25 protein-coding genes and 1 tRNA gene are annotated in these 21,172 nt (G+C 55.4%); 13 read left to right on the plus strand and 13 right to left on the minus strand.

The genetic code is table 11. The annotated features are described in order from the left end of the window. A partial coding sequence (locus WBM93_RS09175) for a hypothetical protein (RefSeq protein ID WP_424431158.1) occupies positions 1-191 on the plus strand: 191 nt, incomplete at its 5' end. Further along, positions 177-251 (plus strand) — tRNA-Glu (locus WBM93_RS09180). The genes WBM93_RS09175 and WBM93_RS09180, both read left to right, overlap by 15 nt. A gap of 129 nt (positions 252-380) precedes the next feature. Here the strand turns inward: WBM93_RS09180 and WBM93_RS09185 are convergent. Genes WBM93_RS09185 through WBM93_RS09195 form a run of 3 tightly spaced genes read right to left on the minus strand, consistent with a single transcriptional unit; the run spans position 381 to position 1,587 of the window. Next, a complete protein-coding gene (locus WBM93_RS09185) occupies positions 381-686 on the minus strand; it encodes a DUF1971 domain-containing protein (protein ID WP_424431160.1) in 306 nt (101 codons plus the stop codon). Continuing rightward, positions 686-1,129: a hypothetical protein gene (locus tag WBM93_RS09190; protein WP_424431162.1), complete on the minus strand. Its 444-nt coding sequence runs from the start codon at positions 1,127-1,129 to the stop codon at positions 686-688. Before WBM93_RS09190 ends, WBM93_RS09185 begins: the two co-directional genes overlap by 1 nt. Then, positions 1,123-1,587, minus strand: coding sequence for a group III truncated hemoglobin (locus WBM93_RS09195; RefSeq protein WP_424431163.1), 465 nt, complete (start codon positions 1,585-1,587; stop codon positions 1,123-1,125). Before WBM93_RS09195 ends, WBM93_RS09190 begins: the two co-directional genes overlap by 7 nt. Before the next feature lie 83 nt (positions 1,588-1,670). On the opposite strand from WBM93_RS09195, the gene WBM93_RS09200 reads away from it, so the two are divergent. The 4 genes from WBM93_RS09200 to WBM93_RS09215 all read left to right on the plus strand — a co-directional run bounded on the left by WBM93_RS09200 (position 1,671) and on the right by WBM93_RS09215 (position 4,882). Next, positions 1,671-2,096 carry an RrF2 family transcriptional regulator gene (locus tag WBM93_RS09200; protein ID WP_424431165.1) on the plus strand — a complete coding sequence of 142 codons (426 nt, stop codon included), beginning with the start codon at positions 1,671-1,673 and terminating at the stop codon, positions 2,094-2,096. A 257-nt stretch (positions 2,097-2,353) separates the two neighbouring features. Then, a complete protein-coding gene (locus tag WBM93_RS09205) occupies positions 2,354-3,238 on the plus strand; it encodes a mechanosensitive ion channel family protein (RefSeq protein WP_424431167.1) in 885 nt (294 codons plus the stop codon). Between the two features lie 81 nt (positions 3,239-3,319). Then, entirely contained in the window at positions 3,320-3,934 is a 615-nt protein-coding gene (locus WBM93_RS09210) for an N-acetyltransferase family protein (protein ID WP_424431169.1), read from the plus strand. A gap of 459 nt (positions 3,935-4,393) precedes the next feature. Then, entirely contained in the window at positions 4,394-4,882 is a 489-nt protein-coding gene (locus WBM93_RS09215; protein WP_424431171.1) for a c-type cytochrome, read from the plus strand. A 22-nt stretch (positions 4,883-4,904) separates the two neighbouring features. On the opposite strand, the gene WBM93_RS09220 is transcribed toward WBM93_RS09215, so the two are convergent. Together WBM93_RS09220 and WBM93_RS09225 are read right to left on the minus strand one after the other, a co-directional pair. Further along, complete coding sequence (locus tag WBM93_RS09220) at positions 4,905-5,480, minus strand: DNA-3-methyladenine glycosylase I (protein WP_424431173.1); 576 nt, start codon at positions 5,478-5,480, stop codon at positions 4,905-4,907. Between the two features lie 37 nt (positions 5,481-5,517). Beyond that, positions 5,518-6,843, minus strand: a complete 1,326-nt coding sequence (locus WBM93_RS09225; RefSeq protein WP_424431175.1) for a methyltransferase family protein — start codon at positions 6,841-6,843, stop codon at positions 5,518-5,520. Positions 6,844-6,996: 153 nt separating this feature from the next. Here WBM93_RS09225 and WBM93_RS09230 point away from each other — a divergent pair, with 153 nt between their 5' ends. Beyond that, positions 6,997-8,163, plus strand: a complete 1,167-nt coding sequence (locus tag WBM93_RS09230; RefSeq protein WP_424431176.1) for a PQQ-dependent sugar dehydrogenase — start codon at positions 6,997-6,999, stop codon at positions 8,161-8,163. A gap of 18 nt (positions 8,164-8,181) precedes the next feature. On the opposite strand, the gene WBM93_RS09235 is transcribed toward WBM93_RS09230, so the two are convergent. Further along, the gene (locus tag WBM93_RS09235) at positions 8,182-9,054 is read right to left on the minus strand and encodes a DUF1499 domain-containing protein (protein WP_424431178.1); all 873 of its coding nucleotides are present in this window, start codon (positions 9,052-9,054) and stop codon (positions 8,182-8,184) included. Between the two features lie 129 nt (positions 9,055-9,183). Between WBM93_RS09235 and WBM93_RS09240 the strand changes: the two genes are divergently transcribed. From WBM93_RS09240 to acs, 5 genes are all read left to right on the plus strand, one after another. After that, positions 9,184-9,696, plus strand: coding sequence for a GNAT family N-acetyltransferase (locus WBM93_RS09240; RefSeq protein WP_424431180.1), 513 nt, complete (start codon positions 9,184-9,186; stop codon positions 9,694-9,696). Between the two features lie 47 nt (positions 9,697-9,743). After that, the gene (locus tag WBM93_RS09245) at positions 9,744-10,304 is read left to right on the plus strand and encodes a DUF1285 domain-containing protein (protein ID WP_424431182.1); all 561 of its coding nucleotides are present in this window, start codon (positions 9,744-9,746) and stop codon (positions 10,302-10,304) included. Further along, positions 10,301-10,900 (plus strand): CoA pyrophosphatase, encoded by a 600-nt coding sequence (locus WBM93_RS09250; protein WP_424431184.1) that lies wholly within the window; start codon positions 10,301-10,303, stop codon positions 10,898-10,900. The genes WBM93_RS09245 and WBM93_RS09250 overlap by 4 nt, the downstream gene beginning before the upstream one ends. Next, positions 10,897-12,117 carry a CCA tRNA nucleotidyltransferase gene (locus WBM93_RS09255; protein ID WP_424431186.1) on the plus strand — a complete coding sequence of 407 codons (1,221 nt, stop codon included), beginning with the start codon at positions 10,897-10,899 and terminating at the stop codon, positions 12,115-12,117. Before WBM93_RS09250 ends, WBM93_RS09255 begins: the two co-directional genes overlap by 4 nt. Positions 12,118-12,198: 81 nt before the next feature. Next, entirely contained in the window at positions 12,199-14,160 is a 1,962-nt protein-coding gene (gene acs / locus WBM93_RS09260) for an acetate--CoA ligase (protein WP_424431188.1), read from the plus strand. Positions 14,161-14,183: 23 nt separating this feature from the next. Here acs and WBM93_RS09265 read toward each other — a convergent pair whose 3' ends face one another. From WBM93_RS09265 to WBM93_RS09285, 5 genes are all read right to left on the minus strand, one after another. Beyond that, positions 14,184-14,696 carry a GyrI-like domain-containing protein gene (locus WBM93_RS09265; RefSeq protein ID WP_424431190.1) on the minus strand — a complete coding sequence of 171 codons (513 nt, stop codon included), beginning with the start codon at positions 14,694-14,696 and terminating at the stop codon, positions 14,184-14,186. A 100-nt stretch (positions 14,697-14,796) separates the two neighbouring features. Further along, a complete protein-coding gene (locus WBM93_RS09270; RefSeq protein ID WP_424431192.1) occupies positions 14,797-15,474 on the minus strand; it encodes a nitroreductase in 678 nt (225 codons plus the stop codon). An 85-nt stretch (positions 15,475-15,559) separates the two neighbouring features. After that, the gene (locus WBM93_RS09275; RefSeq protein WP_424431194.1) at positions 15,560-17,314 is read right to left on the minus strand and encodes a sodium:solute symporter family protein; all 1,755 of its coding nucleotides are present in this window, start codon (positions 17,312-17,314) and stop codon (positions 15,560-15,562) included. A gap of 9 nt (positions 17,315-17,323) precedes the next feature. Beyond that, positions 17,324-17,614, minus strand: a complete 291-nt coding sequence (locus WBM93_RS09280) for a DUF4212 domain-containing protein (protein ID WP_424431196.1) — start codon at positions 17,612-17,614, stop codon at positions 17,324-17,326. A gap of 112 nt (positions 17,615-17,726) precedes the next feature. Continuing rightward, a complete protein-coding gene (locus WBM93_RS09285) occupies positions 17,727-18,332 on the minus strand; it encodes a TetR/AcrR family transcriptional regulator (protein ID WP_424431198.1) in 606 nt (201 codons plus the stop codon). Between the two features lie 139 nt (positions 18,333-18,471). On the opposite strand from WBM93_RS09285, the gene WBM93_RS09290 reads away from it, so the two are divergent. Next, positions 18,472-18,939, plus strand: a complete 468-nt coding sequence (locus tag WBM93_RS09290; protein WP_424431200.1) for a winged helix DNA-binding protein — start codon at positions 18,472-18,474, stop codon at positions 18,937-18,939. A 19-nt stretch (positions 18,940-18,958) separates the two neighbouring features. Here the strand turns inward: WBM93_RS09290 and WBM93_RS09295 are convergent, their stop codons facing one another. Together WBM93_RS09295 and parC are read right to left on the minus strand one after the other, a co-directional pair. Beyond that, positions 18,959-19,132: a hypothetical protein gene (locus tag WBM93_RS09295; RefSeq protein WP_424431202.1), complete on the minus strand. Its 174-nt coding sequence runs from the start codon at positions 19,130-19,132 to the stop codon at positions 18,959-18,961. Between the two features lie 187 nt (positions 19,133-19,319). Next, positions 19,320-21,172, minus strand: a 1,853-nt coding sequence (gene parC, locus WBM93_RS09300) for a DNA topoisomerase IV subunit A (protein WP_424431204.1), incomplete at its 5' end; no start/stop codon positions are given.

A 21,172-nucleotide genomic window follows, 5' to 3' on the forward strand; every position in this document is an offset into this window, starting at 1 on the left:
CGCCGGGACTGTGCCCCTATTGCTATCCCCGCCATTATGGTTGCGACCCGGAAGGCAACAGGCTGCAAGCGTTTGCCACGGCGCCGGTAAATAGGCCCGAAAATCCGGCGAAAAGAGGGTTGACCAAAGTCCGGCGCACCCCTAATGGCCGTGGCTCGCTGACCAGCAATTGGTATGGCCCCTTCGTCTAAGGGTTAGGACGCGGCCCTTTCACGGCTGAAATACGGGTTCGAATCCCGTAGGGGTCACCACTTTTATTATTCATTGCTATCAAGTCTCAAATTCGCTCGGAAGACAACGTTGTCGCGTTTTTCAGCGGACTTATACGGCTGAGAACCAGCGTTTCAAACGCACAGACTGTTAGTCGCCAGATGGGCAGGCTAATTTCCGGCTTCATCAGCACCCAGCGGATTTTGCCGATAAAATTCCACCTGCATTTTCATCGGGCCGACAAGTTTGACGAAATGCTTTGATTGTGGAGGGATCGGCGCGGGATCATCTACTGTGACAAGCCGTTGTGACGGTGGATCGAGGAAAACCAGTCCTACCTCGCCTTCCATCACCCGCAACAAACCCCACGTCCCTGCCTTGGTGCTGTGCTTGTTGCGTAGCGAGTCCGGCAGGCTATGTTCATCGAAGACCGCCGACGAACCGTAAGGAGCGACTGGTGTGAATGCATCCGTCATCAGACCAAAACACGAATGATCGCGAAAGCGCAGGCAAAGACCGCCAGTAGTATCGGCACCGTCAAAATCTGGGCATATGCGGCCCTATTGTCCATCCATCCGGTTTGAGTCTGGATCCCACCGATGGAGACGGCTTTCGGTAGAGCCTTCCGTTCCGCTGCGGTCACGTTGTTCAGAACCGCCGCCGTACCAAAATACATTACGGTATAGGCGATGCTGACCACCAGTGCGAATATGGCAGCCACGCCGTGCCCGGTGGCAACAAATAGCGAAGCGAAAAATACAGCGTAGGCCCCAAACATCGTGATCCAGACCAAAGCTGGCAATTCAAAAGTACGAACTTCATGCGACGTTGGGCTGTATCCTTCAGGCAGATTTTCCATTTCCGCCATGATTTCAGCTGTAATCGCCTGGCCGCCTTCCATTTGAAAATCCATCAACATGATTGCGTCTCCTTTTGGTTGGAAATCGCGTCCAGACCACCACGCTGGACCTTGATACCGGTAAGCAGGCTGTCGGCGATTCGTCCGGCCGCCTCGCGAAAAACCCGCGCCGCGGCATCATTGGGGGCAACATCGTCGAGGGTCTGGTTCCAAAGCACCAGCCAGCGATCGAAATGTACATTGTCGAGCCCGCCAACGGCGATATGCTTGAGCATGGGATTGCCGCGAAAACGGCCTGATTCGAGCGTTACAGAAGCCCAGAAATCTTTCATCCGCGCGAGATGGGGTGTCCAGTCTGCAACATGCGCCAGGAAGATCGGCCCAAGCAGTTCATCACAGCGAATGGCGCTATAAAAAGTCTCGACCAGATTGGATATCAGAGCATCATCGATACCGATCGCATTGGCTTGCGCCATTTTCTTCGCTCTGGCGCGTTCGGCATAGCTGACTTCGGTCATGCTCTCGACTCGGATAAGGTGTATTTCATATACATTGTTTATAGCGCTTGGTGATTAATAGCAATATATGATATACATCTTTTATGAGATTATCCGTTCAAACCGATTATGCGCTGCGCACATTGATGTATCTGGCGGCGAATGACGGTCATCATTCGATCACCGAAATTGCCCGGCAATATGACATCTCGAAAAACCATTTGATGAAAGTTGCCCAGCGATTGGTCGCGGAAGGCTTTGTCGACAGCGTTCGCGGTCGCAGCGGCGGATTGTTGCTGAATCAACCCGCCGACGCGATCAATGTCGGCAAGGTTGTCCGCCGTTTCGAAGATTCCGGAAGCTTTGTCGAATGTTTCGACAAAGCCAGCAATGGCTGCGTCATCACCCCCGTCTGCGGCTTGCGGCACGTTCTGGCCGACGGAGTTGAAGCGTTCATGCGGCATCTCGACGGATTTACCGTGGCCGATCTGATTGGCGGCAAAGTCAGGTTTCAATCTATCTGGGACTAGTTGTTGTTCGTTTCTTCATTCTCCATATGGGTGCCGCGGGTTATTGAAGGGTCCGCGCCGCCGCGATCGCTCCCCAGAAAATCAACTCGCTGCTCGCCATCAACGACCGCCTCGGACCAATGCAACCATTCCGCGCGTCGTCGGCAGTTTCCGGATTTAAGCTTGGTAGACGTGGCCAATCGAACCTCGCCGACCGTTAGGATTTCGGCACGCTATTCTGATATGCAACCATTCTCGTTGTTGGGCGTAGTGTTTTGATGGATGAACAAGTAGACAAGTCGCTGAACACACTCGAGATACTGATCGCGCAACTACAGTCGATGTGGGAGAGCATCGTTAGCCTGTTACCGAGCCTGGTCATTGCAATTGCGTTCCTGATCTTCACCTGGATAGTCGCAAAATTTGCCACCAAAATTTCCGACAAGCTTACCGCAAAAACCTCAATGCGACCGTCACTGCGCGAATTGATCGACACGCTGGTCAAAATAGCGATTTGGACGGTTGGTTTACTGGTATCCCTCACCATCCTGTTGCCGGACCTAACACCGGGTAGTCTGGTTGCAGGCCTTGGCATCGGCACCGTCGCCATCGGTTTCGCCTTTCAGGATATTTTCGAGAATTTTCTCGCCGGTATTCTAATCATGGCACGCGAAAAAATGCGGATCGGAGATTATATCAAATGCGATGACATTGAAGGAAAAGTCGAACAAATATTGCTGCGCGAAACGCATGTTAGGAAACCGTCCAACGAATTGACGATTGTCCCCAATTCAATCCTGTTCAAAAACCCTGTCGAGATTTTGACCGACCAGCAACAGCGACGCCATGAAGTAGTGGTTGGCGTTTCCTATGACACCGACCTTGAACAAGCGCGCACCGTGCTTCGCAACGCTGTGGAATCTTCGGATATCATCGATGACGGAAAGCCGGTTGATATTTTCGCCTGTGAATTTAACTCCAGTTCGGTAGACTTCAGACTTCGCTGGTGGTCGGGCGCGACCCAGCGCGATATGCATGAAAGCCGTGATCATGTTGTCCGGTCTGTAAAACGCGCGCTGGATGAAGCGGGCATTGAGATCCCGTTCCCCTACATGACCCATATTTTCAAGGAACCCTTGCCGATAGCATCTCTTGAAAATTGATGGTATTTCTTGCGGGCCCGCCCCGTCGGGACGCACATTAGCCTCCCGCATCGTGATCGCGGCTAGATGAAGGGAAAATCGATGGCCGAGTCACTGTCGTTTCGGAACCAGGTCCAGTCGGTGGACGTCAATCTCGACAACGGCACGCATATCTGTCTGCGGCGCGTTCGCCACTCCGACCTGGAACGCATCGAGCAGGGTATCAGCCAATTGTCCGATCAGAGCCGCTACTTGCGCTTTTTTTCCGGCTCCAAAACCCTGCCTCCCTCGGTTATCGAGAAGTTGGCGAATGTGGATGGAATCCATCATCTTGCCTGGGGCGTGGTCAATATGGAAGCGAACGGCCCCCCCGCCATTGCCGCTGCGCATGTATTCCGCGAAGCAGAAACCGATGACGCCGGCGAGTTTGCAATCACCGTATTGGACCAATATCACGGTCAGGGCGTCGCCCGAATATTGATGCTGACGATGTTCATCGACTGTTATTGCGAAGGGCTGCGGTATTTGCGGGTCGATATTTTGCGAAGCAACAAGAAAGCTTATGGCCTGGTTCGATCGATCGGCGCTAAGCCCTGCTCGCTGGAAGGTCCCGTCGCCCAATATGATCTCGTCATCGCAGACTCGATTTCGGCGCTGCAGAAAATGGACAGTCCGACCGCTATCCCCGATATTGTAGCTGCTTTTACCGCGGACTGAACATAGTGAATTGGCGTGATTATAGCCGAGCAGAAAATATCGCGAGCGTGGGAACCAATGACTGATTACCGCGTTTGAAACAGTAATCTCTGGGCGATGTCCAATTTCACCTTCGACCCAAAGGTTTGCGCCGGAAAGCGAAGTTCTGATAGATGATGCACTCAATGCATATCAGAATTCACGTTTTCCGGCCCTTCACCAAATTTGGCGGGACGTGGAATGTGGACGATCCGTGCGGGTTGTCTGTTCGTTTCACAAAATCTATTCCGGCGGCGGGCTCTTCCCTTGATTACGCAGTCCAGTCGTGAAAGGCTTGATTATGCAACCCTGTTGATGGATGAGGGTTGGAGCGCCGTCCGAATGCGATGTTAAACGTTCAATTCGGCAGCTATTTTCGATTGGTAACCAAGATATTGATGCCGCGCCCGATTTTAGTCGTTAGGAGAAAATATGGTCAGGATGAAGACAGTTTTTGTTGTAGCCACTATGTCGGTTTTGACCGCTGCCTGTTCGGGCAATGAGACGCCAAAACATGAATCAGAGTCGGTGTCCGCTCCGGACGCAAATGTTGCGCCGGTTGATACCGGACTGCCGGCCGCTGACGATATCAAAACATTGGACGGCGTGGAATATGCCAGCCTGACCGGCGATGCATCATCCGGTAAATCTGCCTTCGCCCAATGTCGTACCTGCCATGTGGTCGATCCAGGAATGAACCGCATCGGCCCATCACTTGCGGATATTGTGGGCCGGCCAGCAGGTTCCGTCGCTGGCTTCAAATATTCAGCGGCCAATGCCGATAGCGGCGTCACCTGGACAGAAGAAAAATTGAACCAGTTCCTGGAAAAGCCGCAGCGGGTGATCCCGAAAACCAAGATGATTTTCGCTGGCATACCGGACGCGCAGAAGCGTGCGGATATGATTGCCTATCTCAAAAACCCGAGCTGATCGAAACACAGTCAGGCGATAATCAGGCTTTCCAGCATCCGGCGAGATGGTCGTCGGTCATTCCGATCGCCTGCATATAGGCATAGATGATTGTGCTACCGACAAAGCTCATACCGCGTTTTTTTAGTGTTTTGGAAATGGTATCGCTGATCGGGGACGTGCTCGCCATATCGGAGAAACGGGCAGGCCGGTTGACCGGCGGGGAGCCTTCGAGATGGGTCCACAGCCAAGAGTCGAAACTGCCAAATTCGCCCTGAATTTCCAGAAAGACCAATGCATTCTTGCGGACCGAAAATATCTTGAGACGGTTGCGAATGATGCCTGGCTCCTGCCGCAGCGCTTCCAGTTCGTCATCGCCCATAGCGGCGCAACGCCCGATCTCGAATCCGTGGAAGGCGTCACGATAGCCGTCGCGTTTGCGCAACACGGTCTCCCAGCTCAGGCCAGCCTGCGCGCCCTCAAGGATCAGGTTTTCGAACAAAAGCCGGTCATCATGGACCGGCACGCCCCATTCCCGGTCGTGATAATCACCGTAAAATTCCTTGCCCGCTTGTCCGCCGAAACAACGGTGTTTCCCATCTGAGCCAACCACAGTCATGGCAACCGGTTAGCCGTTTCGGCTGACCGCGACAATTCTATTCCGCAGGCTGGATTTCGGGTGCACTGCCCTGGTCCGGGGTCCACCAGCCGATCCGTCGCTTGATCCGGTTGAGAAGTCGCGGGATCGGCGCATTGCGGTCCATCCATTCGGCATAGGCCTTGTAGGAAGGATCGCCGAGCAAATGCTTTTCCTCCGTCTTGGCGCGCCAGTAATAGACTGCACTGACCAGCGCCATCAGCACCGTATTGCGAGCTAAATCAGAGACGCTGTCCGAGGTGACCAGAAACGGCATGCTTGCCAGCCACCAATAAGCATTTTTCGCGACATAGGCGGGGTGCTTGGTCCAGCTATAGGGGCCGTGGGTCAATATCCCGCGATGGGTGAGATTGGAAAATCGCAAGCCAAAGGCAACCGTCGCCCAAGCATAGACACCGGTTAGAACGACCAGAATTCCGCCCCAGACCCAGAGAAGGGTTGGCTGGCCTCCCAGCCAATAAGCCCAGTCGGCGGTGTTGACATGATAGTTGAGCGGGCCATCATCGCCCATCAGTATGAACGGCGGATAGCACATCAGTGCCGCGACCCAGCCCGCCAGATAGGGATTTGCCGTGCGGATATGGGCATCAAGCGGTTTCAACGTCAGCAGATAGCCAACCGTCGCGAACTGGACGTCGACCACGAACATCGCGATGATCAGCCAGCGTGCGATCGCCACCGGATTGCCGGAAATTTCATTGATATCAAGCCGGACAAGTTCCCCAAATCCGCCCGGTACGATCGAGATCATGAAGGCGAGAAAAAAGCCCTTCACCGCCCAGGCGCGCAAATGATGAAATATCTGCTCGCGGTCAAATTCGCTCTTCCGGCCGGTAAGCAGCTGGCCGAAATGCCAGGCGCCGTCTCGCGGATCGACACTATAGCGGTCCATGAACAGGACGTAGGGAATGGAAAGAACAAACAGCCAGGGCGCGGCCATTTCCATCATTTGCATCGAAAATTGATATTGCCCTGTCCAGTACCAACGACCGACCGCGTAAATGGTCGCGATAATTCCCCATGTAGCCCAGAGGCCTGCCAATTTCACCAGACTGACGTCAAACGTCACTTTGAGCGATTTCGGATTGTGCCAGTCAATCCCGGTGGACGGGCGCAAATGGACCTTGTCCTTCAGCAGCGACCAGATCACCATCGGCAGCGCACAGGCCAGACAAGCGGCAAGCGCGGAATATGGGCCATCCATGCCATATTGCCGGGCAATCAATATCCATGACGCAAGTCCAACAAGGCCTGCGACGCCCACGCCATGGGATACCGCAGACTGTGGGCGCGGATCAGCGCTTCTGGATTTTCGTCCGAACATGGGCCTGCTTTAACCAATAATGGTAAGCAAGCGGTGAACAGGGCAATTCTACAGCTAATTTCCTAGGTTTAGCCTAGGAATATTACATTGCTTCCCCTATATTCCCTTATAGTGGCGGCTGGGAATAATTTGATGATAAAACACGGGAAACTCATGAAAAATATAGGAATTTCACTCTCCGTTGCAATCCTGATGGCCTCTTGCACCAACGGGGAAAACGCGCAAGCGACAGCCGGCGCGTCAAACGAAGCACAGGAATTAAGCGATATCTCGCCAATCGACCGCAAGCCGTTTGAAACAGCCGAAATTGCCAGCTTTGACGAGCCGTGGGCGATGACCTTCCTGCCCGACGGCAGGATGCTGGTCAGCGAAAAAGCGGGTAAATTACAGCTGGTCGATGCCAAGGGGCAGAAAACCGAAGTCAGTGGCGTGCCCAAGGTCGACTATGGCGGTCAGGGCGGCTTTGGCGATATTGTGCTCGCCCCCGATTTTGTAACGAGCAATATGGTTTATCTGAGCTGGGTTGAAGCCGGAGACAAAGAAACACGCGGCGCAGTAGTGGGGCATGCCAAGCTTGATCTGGCTGGCCAGAAACCATCGCTGAAAAACCTGAAAACCATCTGGACGCAAAATCCGAAAGTTACCGGCAAGGGACATTATTCCCACCGCATCGCCTTTTCACCGGACGGTCAATATCTGTTCATTGGCTCGGGCGAGCGGCAGAAATTCGACCCTGCCCAGAATATGGCGGCTAATCTTGGCAAGATTGTAAGGCTATATCCGGACGGCACCGTCCCCAACGACAATCCGTTTGTCGACAAGAAAGGCGCGCTTCCCGAAATCTGGTCCCTGGGCCACCGCAACATATTGGGTCTTGCCTTTGACAGCAAAGGACGGCTGTGGAACCAGGAAATGGGGCCGCGCGATGGGGATGAACTGAATCTGGTGCAACGCGGCGCCAATTATGGCTATCCAATCGTATCGGAAGGCGATCACTATGACGGCAAAAAGATCCCCAACCATGACACCCGCCCGGAATTCGAAGCACCAAAAGTGGCTTGGATACCGACGATTGCACCCAGTGGCTTGATCTTTTATTCCGGTGATCTCTTTCGTGCGTGGAAGGGCAGCGCATTCGTCGGCGGCCTTGCCAGTCAGGCATTGATCCGCATCAGTTTCGATGGTGATAGCGCCAAGGAAGCCGAGCGCTTCCTGATGGGCAATCGCATCCGCGAAGTCGAGCAAGGACCGGATGGTGCGATTTATGTGCTGGAAGATGGCGAAGGCGGCCGCATGCTCCGGCTAACGCCGACCAAATAGGTCGTTCACTGAACAGTTCTATTGTGACGCGGCGGTAGTCGTTCCCGACAAGTCGCTCAAAAACTGACGGACGCGCTTGGCATTGGCGCCAAGATCGTGGACGCCGACACGGCTCACCGACCGCATGTCGATAATGCTGGCCGCGCCATTTTCTGCAGCCCGCGCGCGAATAACGACATCATCCTTGAACCGGAACAGCGAGATTGTATCGGTTGCTTCCAGATTGCCCGAAGCCGGATCGACGCTGACGATTTTCCAGCCGCGATCTTCGGCCAGTCGTTTGGCTTTCTCGATCACCACGGCGACCGGCTGGTCAATGCGGACCGAGCGAATATCGGGATATGCGTCCTGATGCACGGTCGCCCAGCGTTGCCGGGGGTTCATTCCGCGCAAGTCGCTATTATCCGCACCAGGGATATTGTCCCAATTGTCGGCGCGAAGGGCTAGCGCGGTGAACTGCGGAGGATCGGCAAGATCGGTGGTGATGTCATGAATCGCGGGAAGGGTCATGATTGCCGTGACATAGGGTATCAGAAAGCCCAGAAAACCAAGCGTCGCGAGCATGCCTGTTCCCAATAAAGGCCAACGCGTCTTCCGTCCCTTGCGCCGGTTGAGTACGACAAAAATAATGGCCAGGATCAATGTCAGCACGGCTGTCAGTGCAATCCACGGTAGCGCCGCGAGACCGGCTTTCCAGTCCCATAGACCAATGCCGCTGCCGCCTGCAGCAAGAACAAATGCCAGAGGCGCACCCAGGCCAAGCAGCAATATAAGCCAGCCTTTGGGGTCGCTGCGTAAGGAGCCCAGCCTTACCGGCTTCGCTGCTACCGCTGCTGGTTCTGGTGGCGTTCCGCCCGTGGATGGTTCGGCTGGCTTATTCTGGTCCGTCACACGCAAACTCCCTTAACAGGTCAATCTTTTAGCTGGCGCTTCCCGATGATGCAATTGCAACCTATGCGTCTCGACTTTTAGCATAAAGCAGAGTAGCGCGCGCTTTTCCTGATATACGAGATCAAAGATTTGACCAGCATCATTCCTCTCGCCGAAATCGATCCACAACTGGTGGAAGCGCTTCTTGACGCCGCCTTTGGCACGGACCGGCACGAGCGCACCGCCTATAAATTGCGCGAAGGTCTCGACATGCTCGAAGGTCTTTCTCTGGCCGCCGTGGATCAGGAAAATCACGAATTGCTCGGATCAATCCAATGCTGGCCAATTGCCCTCACCGATCAAGACGCCCAGGCGCACCCGATGATCATGGTCGGTCCGGTAGCGGTATATCCCGATTTCCAACGCGAGGGCATTGGCCGGGCGATGATGGCGGCATTGCTGAAGGAAATTCAACCCGACGATCCTTTGCCGCTGGTGATGGTCGGAGACCCGGAATATTACGAGCGCTTCTTCGGATTCACGGCAGAGGGAACCGGCGGATGGACGCTGCCCGGGCCATGGGAACCATCGCGGCTGCTGGTACGCGCCAATGCAGCTCACCCGTTACCGGAGACCGGCACGCTCGGACCCTGGACAAGATAGCGCGGCTAAGCCTTTACAGAGATGCCGCCGGGCAATAGTCCGGTTGCATGCCTTACACGCCACCACCCGAACTTGCCTCGCTCTCAATCGCGGAAATCGCGGAAATGGCGGAAGCGCAGAAACTGCCTCCGGTCGATCAATGGGATCCCCAGCAGACCGGCGATAGCGAGATGCGCATCGCGGCCGACGGCACCTGGTATCATCAGGGTGATCCGATAAAACGGCCAGCGATGGTGCGCGCTTTTTCCAGCATCTTGCGAAGGGAACCGGATGACAGCTATGCACTGGTCACGCCCTATCAGAAACTGAGCATCATCGTCGATGATGCGCCGTTCGTTGCGGTGGAGCTCGAAAGCGATGGCAGCGGCGCAGAACGCACGCTGGCATTCCGGCTCAACACCGATCATCTGGTGATCGCCAACGCCAACCATCCGCTGCGATTTGGCGCGGACAAGCCGCAACCTTATCTGCAAGTGCGAAGCGGGCTGGAAGCGGTGCTCGCACGCCCGGTTTATTATGAGCTCGCAGAACTGGCGCTCGAAGAATCCAATGATCCGGTCGGAATATGGTCTGCCGGTGTTTTCTTCACAATGGCAGACCAGCCATGACCCTGCGCGATCGACTGGAAAAGGCGCTGGTGAAGGGTCATGAAAATGACCTGGATCATTTGCTCTACAACGAACGGGATCATATCGATGACCTTGTGGCTTTGCGCGATGCCGCAGTATTGATCGCAATAACCGATCGTCCCGACCCGGGTGTGATTTTTGTCCAGCGGCCGCAGCATATGCGCAACCACCCCGGGCAGGTCGCTTTCCCTGGCGGCAAGATTGATCCGGGTGACCGGGATCCCATCGATGCGGCGCTGCGCGAGGCGCACGAGGAGGTCGCGCTCGATCGCGGCCATGTCGATATCATCGGCCTGACCGACAGCTTCCAGTCGGGCAGCGGCTACAATATTCAGCCAGTGCTGAGCGTTATCCCGCCCGACCTGCCCTTTATCGCGGATCCGCATGAGGTAGAGAGCTGGTTTGAAGCGCCGCTCGATTTTCTTCTCGATCCCAAGAATCGCACGATCCACGAAGGGACATGGAACGGGCGCAAACGCCACTATTACGAAATCTACTGGCAAGATTATCGTATCTGGGGGATTACGGCAGGGATATTGAACAATCTCGGAAAAAGGCTGGATTGGGAACGATGAAATTACCACCGGCAGACTGGATGGCAAGACGGGGCCTGGCGGCGCTGATCGCGGCTTTGGATGGCAAAGCGCGCTTTGTCGGCGGCGCAGTCCGGGACACCCTGCTGGGGCTCGAGGTCAAGGACGTTGATATCGCCACGCCTTTGCTCCCCGTAGATGTGATGGATCGGCTCACAGCAGCCTCCATCAAGGTCGTCCCCACCGGAATCGCGCATGGTACGGTGACCGCCGTTCTGCCCGACGGTCCGGTCGAGATTACCACCCTTCGTCGCGATGTTTCCACCGATGGACGACGCGCGACGGTGGCGTTCAGCGATGACTGGGAAGAGGATGCAGCGCGTCGGGATTTCACGATTAACGCGCTTTCTGCCGATCCCCGAACGCTAGAGATTTTCGACGCTTTCGGCGGACTGGAAGACCTAAAAAACCTCCGTATCCGCTTCATCGGTTCCGCTGAAGAACGGATCGCCGAAGACCATCTGCGGATCATGCGTTACTTCCGTTTTCTGGCGCGCTTTGGCCAGCAGCAGGTTGATGATGAAGCTTTCGCGGCCTGCGCAGCAGCAGCGGCAAAACTGGAAACCCTTTCCCGCGAGCGGGTAGCGGATGAGCTTTTGAAACTGCTCAACACCGAGGACCCGAGATTTGCGGCAAGTCAAATGATAGATGCCGGAATTTTTGATCATGTTGTCGAGGATATTGACGAGAATTCCAGAGCATTATTCGGCAGGCTGGTCGAACGCGAGCAGCGGTTGCAAATCATGCCGGCAGCTATCAGGCGATTAGTCGCCCTGCTTCCCAAAGACGCGGAAACAGCCAACCGTATCGCCAGGAGCCTGAAGCTATCCAAAAAACAGCAAAAGGCGATTGGTGAAAGGCTTTTGCATGAGCTTGACAGGGATACGCCAGGACCGAACACAGCGCCAACCGACATTCGCGCCTTTGCCTATCGCACGAATGTGGACGCGGCTCGCGATGTCGCCCTCCTGTTCACCGACGAAGCCGCTCTGCCCGCCATGCTGGGGCAGCTCAAAGACTGGCGGCCGCCAACATTCCCGTTGACCGGCGGCTATTTGATCGAACAGGGTCTGAAGCCCGGCCCGGTTGTCGCGAGGACTTTGGCGAAAATCGAGGCGGTTTGGATTGCGCACGAATTCCCTGACGAGCAGTGGATCCGGCAATATGTCGATGAGCAGGATTTGACGCTGCTGGCATGAGTCGGAAAACCTGTGCTGACAGGATTGATATTTGCGGCGGGAAAACTATTCCTAAGGGACGCCGAAGCAGGAGAGAAGAAAATGGCAGACAATGCGAAAAGGACGGATCTGGTCGCGTTGATCACATCGCCGCGCAGCGATGAGTCTACCCATTGTACAGCGGCGGACTATGACCGGCTCTATCAGGAAAGCCTTAGCGACCCGGACGGCTTCTGGGCCCGTCAGGCCGAGCGTCTCGACTGGCAGACCATGCCGACGAAGATATCCAATGCGTCCTTCGATCCAGTGTCGATCAAATGGTATGAAGATGGCATATTGAACATCTGCCACAACGCAGTCGACCGCCATGTTGTTGCTGGCAAGGGCGACGTCGCCGCGCTGATTTTCGAACCCGACGATCCGCGCTCTCCCGGCCGCACGATCACTTATGCCGCACTGCTGGCAGAGGTGATCAAAATGGCCAATTGCCTGAAGAAACTCGGCGTCGGCAAGGGCGACCGGGTCACCATCTATATGCCGATGATCCCCGAAGGCGCGATCGCGATGCTTGCCTGCGCCCGTATTGGCGCGATTCACAGCGTGGTGTTCGGCGGCTTCTCCCCCGATGCGCTGGCTGGCCGGATCGAGGATTGCGAGAGCAGGTTCGTGATCTGCGCGGATGCGGGAAAGCGCGGTGGCAAGGCTGTCCCGCTCAAGACCAATGTCGACGAAGCGCTCACCCGCGATGGCACGGATGTCACCGCCGTGCTGGTGATCAATCACACCGACACCGCTGTGGAGATGACCGCAGGCCGGGATCACTGGTATCATGAGATTTCAGCAGACGTCCCCGCGGACTGTCCGTGCGAGCCGATGAACGCCGAAGACCCTCTGTTCATTCTCTACACGTCCGGATCAACCGGCAAGCCCAAAGGGGTGCTCCACACCACTGGCGGTTATGCGGTCTGGGTGGCGACGACTTTTCACTATGCTTTCGACTATAAGCCGGGCGAGGTTTTCTGGTGCTCGGCCGATATCGGATGGGTCACCGGGCACAGCTACATCGTCTATGGTCCGCTGCTGAACGGCGCGACCGAGATCATGTTCGAAGGCATTCCCAACTATCCCGATTTCGGTCGCTTCTGGGAGGTAGTTGCCAAGCATAAGGTCAATATCTTCTATACCGCGCCCACCGCCATCCGCGCCCTGATGCGCGAAGGCGACGATCCGGTCAAAGCCCATGACCGGTCGTCGATTCGCCTGCTCGGCACCGTCGGCGAACCGATCAATCCGGAAGCCTGGCGCTGGTATTATGACGTCGTCGGCGAAGGCAAGTCACCGATCATCGATACCTGGTGGCAGACCGAAACCGGCGGCGTGATGATCACCACCCTGCCGGGTGCCCATGGCATGAAGCCGGGCAGCGCCGGCAAGCCGTTTTTTGGTGTCCAGCCGCAGCTGGTCGATGGCGATGGCAAGATTCTCGACGGCGCGACCGACGGCAATCTGTGCCTAACCGCCAGCTGGCCGGGACAGGCGCGCAGCGTTTACGGCGATCACGAACGCTTCATCCAGACCTATTTCAGTACCTATAAGGGCAAATATTTTACCGGTGATGGCTGCAAGCGCGATGGTGATGATTACTACTGGATCACCGGCCGCGTCGATGATGTCATCAATGTCTCAGGCCACCGCATGGGCACGGCGGAGGTTGAATCAGCTCTCGTCTCCCACCCCAAGGTCGCCGAGGCGGCAGTGGTTGGCTATCCGCATGATATCAAGGGACAGGGGATTTATTGCTATGTCACGCTGAACGCGGGCGTGGAAACATCCGAGGAACTGGTTGCGGAATTGCGCGGCCACGTCCGTAAAGAAATCGGTCCGATCGCTACACCGGATCATCTCCACCTGACGCCTGCCTTGCCCAAAACCCGCTCGGGCAAGATCATGCGGAGGATTTTGCGTAAGATTGCGGAGAATGAGCATGGTGCATTGGGGGATACGTCGACACTGGCCGACCCGAGCGTGGTGGACGCGTTGGTTGAGGGACGGTTAAATAAATAGTCCCGGGCAGATTGGTGTGCCCGTCAATCCACGACGGCTATCCAGATACGCGTTCGCACTTCTGCCATCGGCATTTCGGTCGGGTCATCGATGTAATTTTCTATCGAGCTGTCAGCGAGTTTAACATCATTTTCGACAGCCCAGTCGACAATCTTGCGATAGGTATCGCCGACCTTGTGATAGGCGCCGCGATGAATGGTCGTGACATAGCGCCCTTCAGAAATCTCGGTTCCTGTCGCCTGCCCGTCGCTAGCCACCGGCTGCGATGAAAACATGCCAATGCGCATTTTCTGTGTGTTGGTCAGAAAATCAAGAAATTGCCCAAACGCGCCTTTGCCAGCCATTGCCTGCCAATCGACTTCGAGATATCGCGCAAAGGGCATGCCTGTGACCTCGGCATCCGATTTTTCGATATGCGCGCGCGCCGTTGCAAATCCGCTGGCGAGAACCTTGGGAATTTTCCACAATCGTGTTTCGGCCGCCACTTCAACCACGGGCCGCGCTTCGTGCTCTTCAATCGTTATTTCTTCCGCCAAATCACGCCTCCCTCACCCCATATCAAGGCTTTATCATAGCGCGGACCTGAAGAATCGGCAAAAACAGCAAAATCCCTTGCCGCCGCTTGGTCAGGTTTGGTTAACCGTCAAACCCAACAAACACGGCTGCCTCGTCAACCGACTTGCGCGTCGACACTACTGCGTTTGCCGGAAAACTTTCGTCCGGCCATCCCAATGCTATGCTTTTCATGATCACCTGATCATCGGCGATCCCGGCGTGCTCCCGCACCACGGGCGATTGCATGATGCCCTGACTGTTAATGACGGTGCCCAGTCCCCGCGACCATGCCGCGTTCACCAGAGCCGTCGCCACGGCGCCGCAGTCAAATGGCGTGTCGTCGCTGCCATCCACCGCGCGATCATAGGTAATGATCACGCAAACCGGTGCATCAAACTGACGAAAGCCCCGCATGACCCAATCCTGCCGCGCAGGCTTGTCATCGCGTTCGATCCCCATCGCCGAGAAAAGCTGCTTCGCCACGCCGATCTGCCGGTCGCGATGCGGGCCTGCAAAGGCTGGACCGGTTCGAAACTCGCGCGACTGCGGCACACCGGCCAACATCCGCTCCGTGTTGCCCGTCCGAATTTTTTCCAGCGGCTCGCCGGTAATGACATAGAAGCTCCACGGCTGCGTATTCATCGACGATGGCGCGCGCATCGCCAGCCCGAGAATCTCCTCAATGAGTTCTTTCGGCACGGGTTCCGGCTTATATCCGCGTATGCTGCGGCGACCGAGGACTACTTCGTCAAACTGCATGGATGGCTCCGTTTACTAATGTTGGTCGCTGGCTAGCGGACAAATGACGATATGCAAACCGAGAGTTCCGTTTGCGCAATCCAGATCACCCTCTCGGCACCCTTATCTTATCGACCAGCCAGCCAATTTCTTTCGGCGGTGCCTTGGTATATTTCGCCACTGCAATCGCCACCGTAAAGTTCAAAACCATCCCTATCACGCCAATGCCCTCTGGCGATATTCCAAACAGCCAGTTGGCCTCGACATTGCTTTCCGGCGACCATAGCTTGAACCAGCCGATATAGAGGAAGGTAAAGCTCAGCCCCGTCACCATCCCCGCAATCGCGCCTTCGCGGTTCATACGTTTGGAAAATATGCCCATGAAGATCGCCGGGAACAGCGAGGCGGCGGCTAGGCCAAAGGCGAAGGCGACCACCTGCGCGACCCAGCCGGGAGGATAGATTCCCAGATAACCGGCAACGAATATCGCCGCGGTGGCAGCAAGACGCGCAGCCAACAGTTCGCCTTTTTCAGTAATCTCGGGCCGGAACGTCTGTTTGAGCAGATCATGGCTGATCGAGGAGGAAATCACGAGCAACAGTCCTGCCGCCGTCGATAGCGCCGCCGCGAGTCCGCCAGCAGCGACCAGCGCGATAACCCAGCCTGGCAGATTGGCAATCTCCGGATTGGCGAGCACCATGATGTCGCGGTCGACGTAGACTTCGTTGCTATTGTCATCCGCCGCCGCATTGGAGACAATCCTCTCGCCATTGGCGCCGGTATCTGCAGCAAAATCCGGTGCGCCTTCGAACGGATCACCCTTGCCGAGTTGCATCCTGCCGTCGCCATTCTTGTCGCGCCAGGCGATCAGATCATTGCTTTCCCAATTCTTGAACCACTCCGGCGCCTGCGCATATTCGACATTGTTCACGCTATCGATGAAGTTGAGCCGGGCAAAGGCACCCACCGCCGGTGCGGTCGTGTAGAGCAAAGCAATAAACACCAGCGCCCAGCCGGCCGACTTGCGGGCGTCTGATGCCTTGGGCACGGTGAAGAAGCGGACAATGACGTGCGGCAGACCGGCGGTCCCGACCATCAATGCAGCGGTGATGCAGAACACGTCGATCATCGACTTGCTGCCATCGGTATAAGCGCCAAATCCCATATCCTGCAGCACCAGATCCAGTTTCTGCAACACATAGAGCCCGGAACCATCATTGACTGTCGAACCGAGGCCCAGTTGCGGAACCGGATTGCCGGTGACCAGAAAGCTTATGAAAAAGGCAGGGACCATATAGGCGAATATCAGCACGCAATATTGCGCGACCTGGGTGTAAGTAATGCCCTTCATCCCGCCGAGCACCGCGTAGACGAAAACGATGCCCATGCCGATGATGACGCCGAGATTGATCGGTACATCGAGAAAGCGGGAAAAGACGATGCCGACGCCGCGCATCTGACCAGCGATATAGGTAAAGCTGATGAAGATCAGGCAGATCACTGCGACCACCCGGGCGGCCTTGGAATAATAGCGCGTGCCGATAAAATCGGGGACCGTATACTGACCGAATTTTTTGAGATAGGGCGCCAGCAGCAGCGCAAGCATCACATAGCCGCCGGTCCAGCCCATCAGATAGACTGATCCGTCATAGCCGGAAAAGGCGATAATCCCGGCCATCGAGATAAAACTCGCCGCTGACATCCAGTCGGCCGCGGTCGCCATGCCGTTGACCACCGGATTGACTCCGCCGCCGGCAACATAAAATTCCTTGGTCGAACTGGCCCGCGAAGCGATCGCGATACCAATATATAGAGCGAAGGACAGGCCAACGAAAAGATAGATGAGGGTCTGGGTGGTCATCAGCCGCGCTCAATCATCAAGATCATATTGACGCTCGATCCGTTTCATCCGGACATTGTAGATGACGATCAGCAGGATGAAAAAATAGATCGCCCCTTGCTGCGCGAACCAGAAGCCGAGCGGATAGCCGCCGATGGTAAATTGATCGAGGAAATCGCGAAAAATTATCCCGGCACCAAAGGAAACGACGAACCAGATCGTCATCAGGGTCCACAACAATCGGATATTTTGCGACCAATAGGCCTGTTCCGTGTCTCTGGCTTCCCCGTTTCGGTCCGGTGCATCCGGGCTGTCGGTCATACTGGCCTCCCCTAATTGGCACCACGGATCAAACTAAGGAGCAGCGAAGATAAAGCAATCAAGTTTTGATTTCGACGATTATGGGGTCGCAGAAATGGCGTGCTGCGGTTCTTTAATACTCCGCATCTTTGGCAGCCGATGCACTTATCCTGGATCGCAGCAAGCGAGTAGCTTGGTCGTACAATTTTGAATCTCGATGGGCACGAGCCATCAACTGGGCACCATCCACGAGCGCGAGACAGGCGTTTGCTTCTTCCAGAGGATTACCGATATTTGTTATGCTGCCGTCACGCAGACCAAGTTCAAATGTTTCGGTTAGCCATTTTATGTTGGTTTTATGAAACAAGGCCAGATCATCGACAATTTCTTCATGCATGCTCGGCAGGTCGATATTGAGAGCGATTGACAGGCATATCGATTCTCCTTCCTCGATCAGGGCTCTCGTTTCCATGATGTAGGTCATCAATCGATCGCCTGCGCTGTTATCCGCACCTGCAATCTGTTCCAGGAACGAGAATATCCGCTTGGAGAAACGCCTGAAAATTGCCGCGATCAGCTCCGACTTTGAAGAGAAATGATAATAGATACTGGGCTTCTTGATCCCGACATCACGAGCGATCTGATCCAGGCTGAACCCGTTATATCCTCTTTTCCGCACGGCAATCTCGGCGGCGTTCATGATCGCCTTTTTTGTTGTCGTCGTTGTCACACTTGTCATTGGCTGCCCATAGCATTCCAATCATATTTTCATAACCACTTTTTCCTGAATCATTCTGCTGCAAAACCGCGTGCTGACGTTGACTACCGACTGATCGGTTGATAGGGATTCTAGAGTTCAGTATGCGTCGGGAGTAGATATGTGTCAGCACAAAGATTTGGTTTCTCTCGATGCCGATATTGCCGATTCAATCGATAGCTCATTCGAGCGGGTTAAACTTTCAACCTCAAAATTAACAGACGACAAGAGAAGCGATATCACCCCTTCCAGAATCGCGGCATTTTTGTTGAAAAGCCGCGCCATCCGGTCAGATCAATTCCGGGAAATCATATCCGATATCGATGATGTTTCCTGGCATATTCTGCTGGATTTAACGGTCGCTGCCAGTTCCGGGCATCCCGCCACAGCGCATGACCTGTCCGCAGCGCACAATGTGCCGAGGAGCATAATGGACAGATATGTCGAATATTTGATCCGGGTCGGGCTGATCGACAAAAACATCGATGCAAAAGATGATAAGCGGGCGGCGTTGAAATTAACCGCATCCGGCGATGAACTGACCAGCCGGACGCTTCAGAAAATCAGCCGTGAACTTGCTAATTTCTGACGCCGTTTTACTTGCAAAACTAGGCGGCCTTATTGGACCCGCCGGTCCTTTCAACTTCGGCGATCTGGCAAAGTTCCAAGATCGCTATATCGACGTGGATTGCCGCAATATTGGCTTCGATAGAGTCGAGCTGCGATAAAATTTGCTCGAGTTGATCGATCCATTGGCACAAGGCTTCTTTGTCACTGCTCATCGGTTTAGAGAAATCTTCCTGCATAGTTAGAGCGTCCAAATCAAACCTCGTTTAGCTGACCATTTTACATTCACAAAGTCAACCAATTCTAAAATACTGATTGGGGGCTGACATCGATTCTGCAGCCCAGAGCCAGAATTCCGGCGATAAATCATCTACTGGTTTTAACGCGTGCCAGCAAATGACCTCAATCAAACTTACCGTTTTTCGGAAATCCCGTAGGCGGAAGTCGTCCCGCCGCACCGCGCGCAACGCGCCACATGGTAAGGTCATTCTCGGTCCGCGTGCGTCCGCTGTCGCCGCCCATCGCCCAGCTCAGTCCGTCCTCGTCATCAAACACCGTCGCGTCGGACAGTCCTCCATCCTTGTAACGCTGCAACATGACGCCCTGCCCCTTGGACATTTCGGGCATCTCGCTGAGAGAGAAGACAACCAGCTTGCGATTTTCACCGATAGCCGCGACGCGATTTGCGCCTTCCGGGATTTTGCGCACGACCAATAGCCGCGCATCGCCTTTCAGGTTGACGACCTGCCGTCCCTTCTTGGTTTCCGCAACCACATCGGCGATATTGCTGACGAACCCTCGTCCCCAGCTGGATGCGACCAGCAGTTTTGCCTTCATATCCGCAACCATCAGCGCTATCGGCTCTGCGTCGGCGTCGAGATCGACCATCGACCCGACCGGTTCACCAAAGCCGCGCGCTCCGGGTAGCTTGTCCGCACCGAGTGTGTAGAATCGCCCGTTGTCACAACACATCAGGAGCTTGTCGGTAGTCTGCGCGTGGAACGCATATCTGGGGCCGTCCCCTTCCTTGAACTTGAAGCTCTCCGGTGCAGACAGGTCTGCGTGCCCCTTCATCGCCTTGATCCAGCCACGCTGCGACATGATGACGGTGACCGGCTCTTTCTCGATAAAGGCTTCCAGCGAAATTTCCTTTGCGGGCGCCGCTTCGATCAGCATCGTGCGCCGTTTGCCGAGTGCGGTGTCCTCGGCATAGAGCTTGCGCAAATCGGCAAGATCTTTCTTGAGCCGTGTTTTCTGGCGTGCAGGGCTTTCGATCAACTTCTCCAGACCTTCGCGTTCCTTGAGCAGCTTGTCGCGCTCGCTACGCAGCTCCATTTCTTCCAGCTTGCGCAGCGACCGCAGTCGCATGTTGAGGATCGCTTCGGCCTGACGGTCAGTCAGCTTGAACTCGTCCATCAACATCGGCTTGGGCTCGTCGAAATTTCGGATAATCTCGATCACCCTGTCGAGATTAAGATAGGCAATGATATAGCCTTCGAGCAGCTCGAGCCGGGAATCGATCTTGTCGAGCCTATGCTGCGATCGGCGGACCAGCACTTCGATCTGATGAACAATCCAGTGTTTCAATACTTCGCTGATGCCCATCACCTTGGGCACCCGGTCCTTGTCGAGCACATTCATGTTGAGCGAGAACCGGTTCTCCAGATCAGACATCCGGAACAGAGCGTTCATCAAGTCTTCCGGGTCGACGGCCCGGCTTTTCGGTTCCAATATGATCCGGACCTGCTCGTCGGACTCATCCCGGATATCGGCAAGAATTGGCAGTTTCTTGTCGGCAATAATCTGGGCTATCTGCTCGATCAGCTTGCCCTTTTGCACCTGATAAGGGATTTCGGTGACGACAATCTGCCACGCGCCGCGCCCCTCGGCGTCTTCCTTCTCCCATTTGCAGCGCACCCGCATAGCACCGCGGCCGCTTTCATAGGCGACGTCGATTATCGACTTGGGATCAACCAACGTGCCGCCGGTGGCAAGATCGGGGCCACGGACAATCGCCATGATTTCGGCATGCTCGGCCTTGGGGGAATCGATCAACAGGATTGCGGCATCGATAATCTCGTGGACATTATGCGACGGGATGCTGGTCGCCATACCCACCGCAATACCACTCGCGCCGTTGGCAAGCAGATTGGGGAAGAGTCCGGGCATGACCTCCGGTTCTTCATCCTCGCCATTATATGTCGGTTTGAAATCGACCGTGCCTTCGTCGAGGCCGTGCATCAGCTCGATTGCCG

It is taken from the genome of Parasphingorhabdus sp. (assembly GCF_049667325.1).
Lineage (GTDB): Bacteria > Pseudomonadota > Alphaproteobacteria > Sphingomonadales > Sphingomonadaceae > Parasphingorhabdus.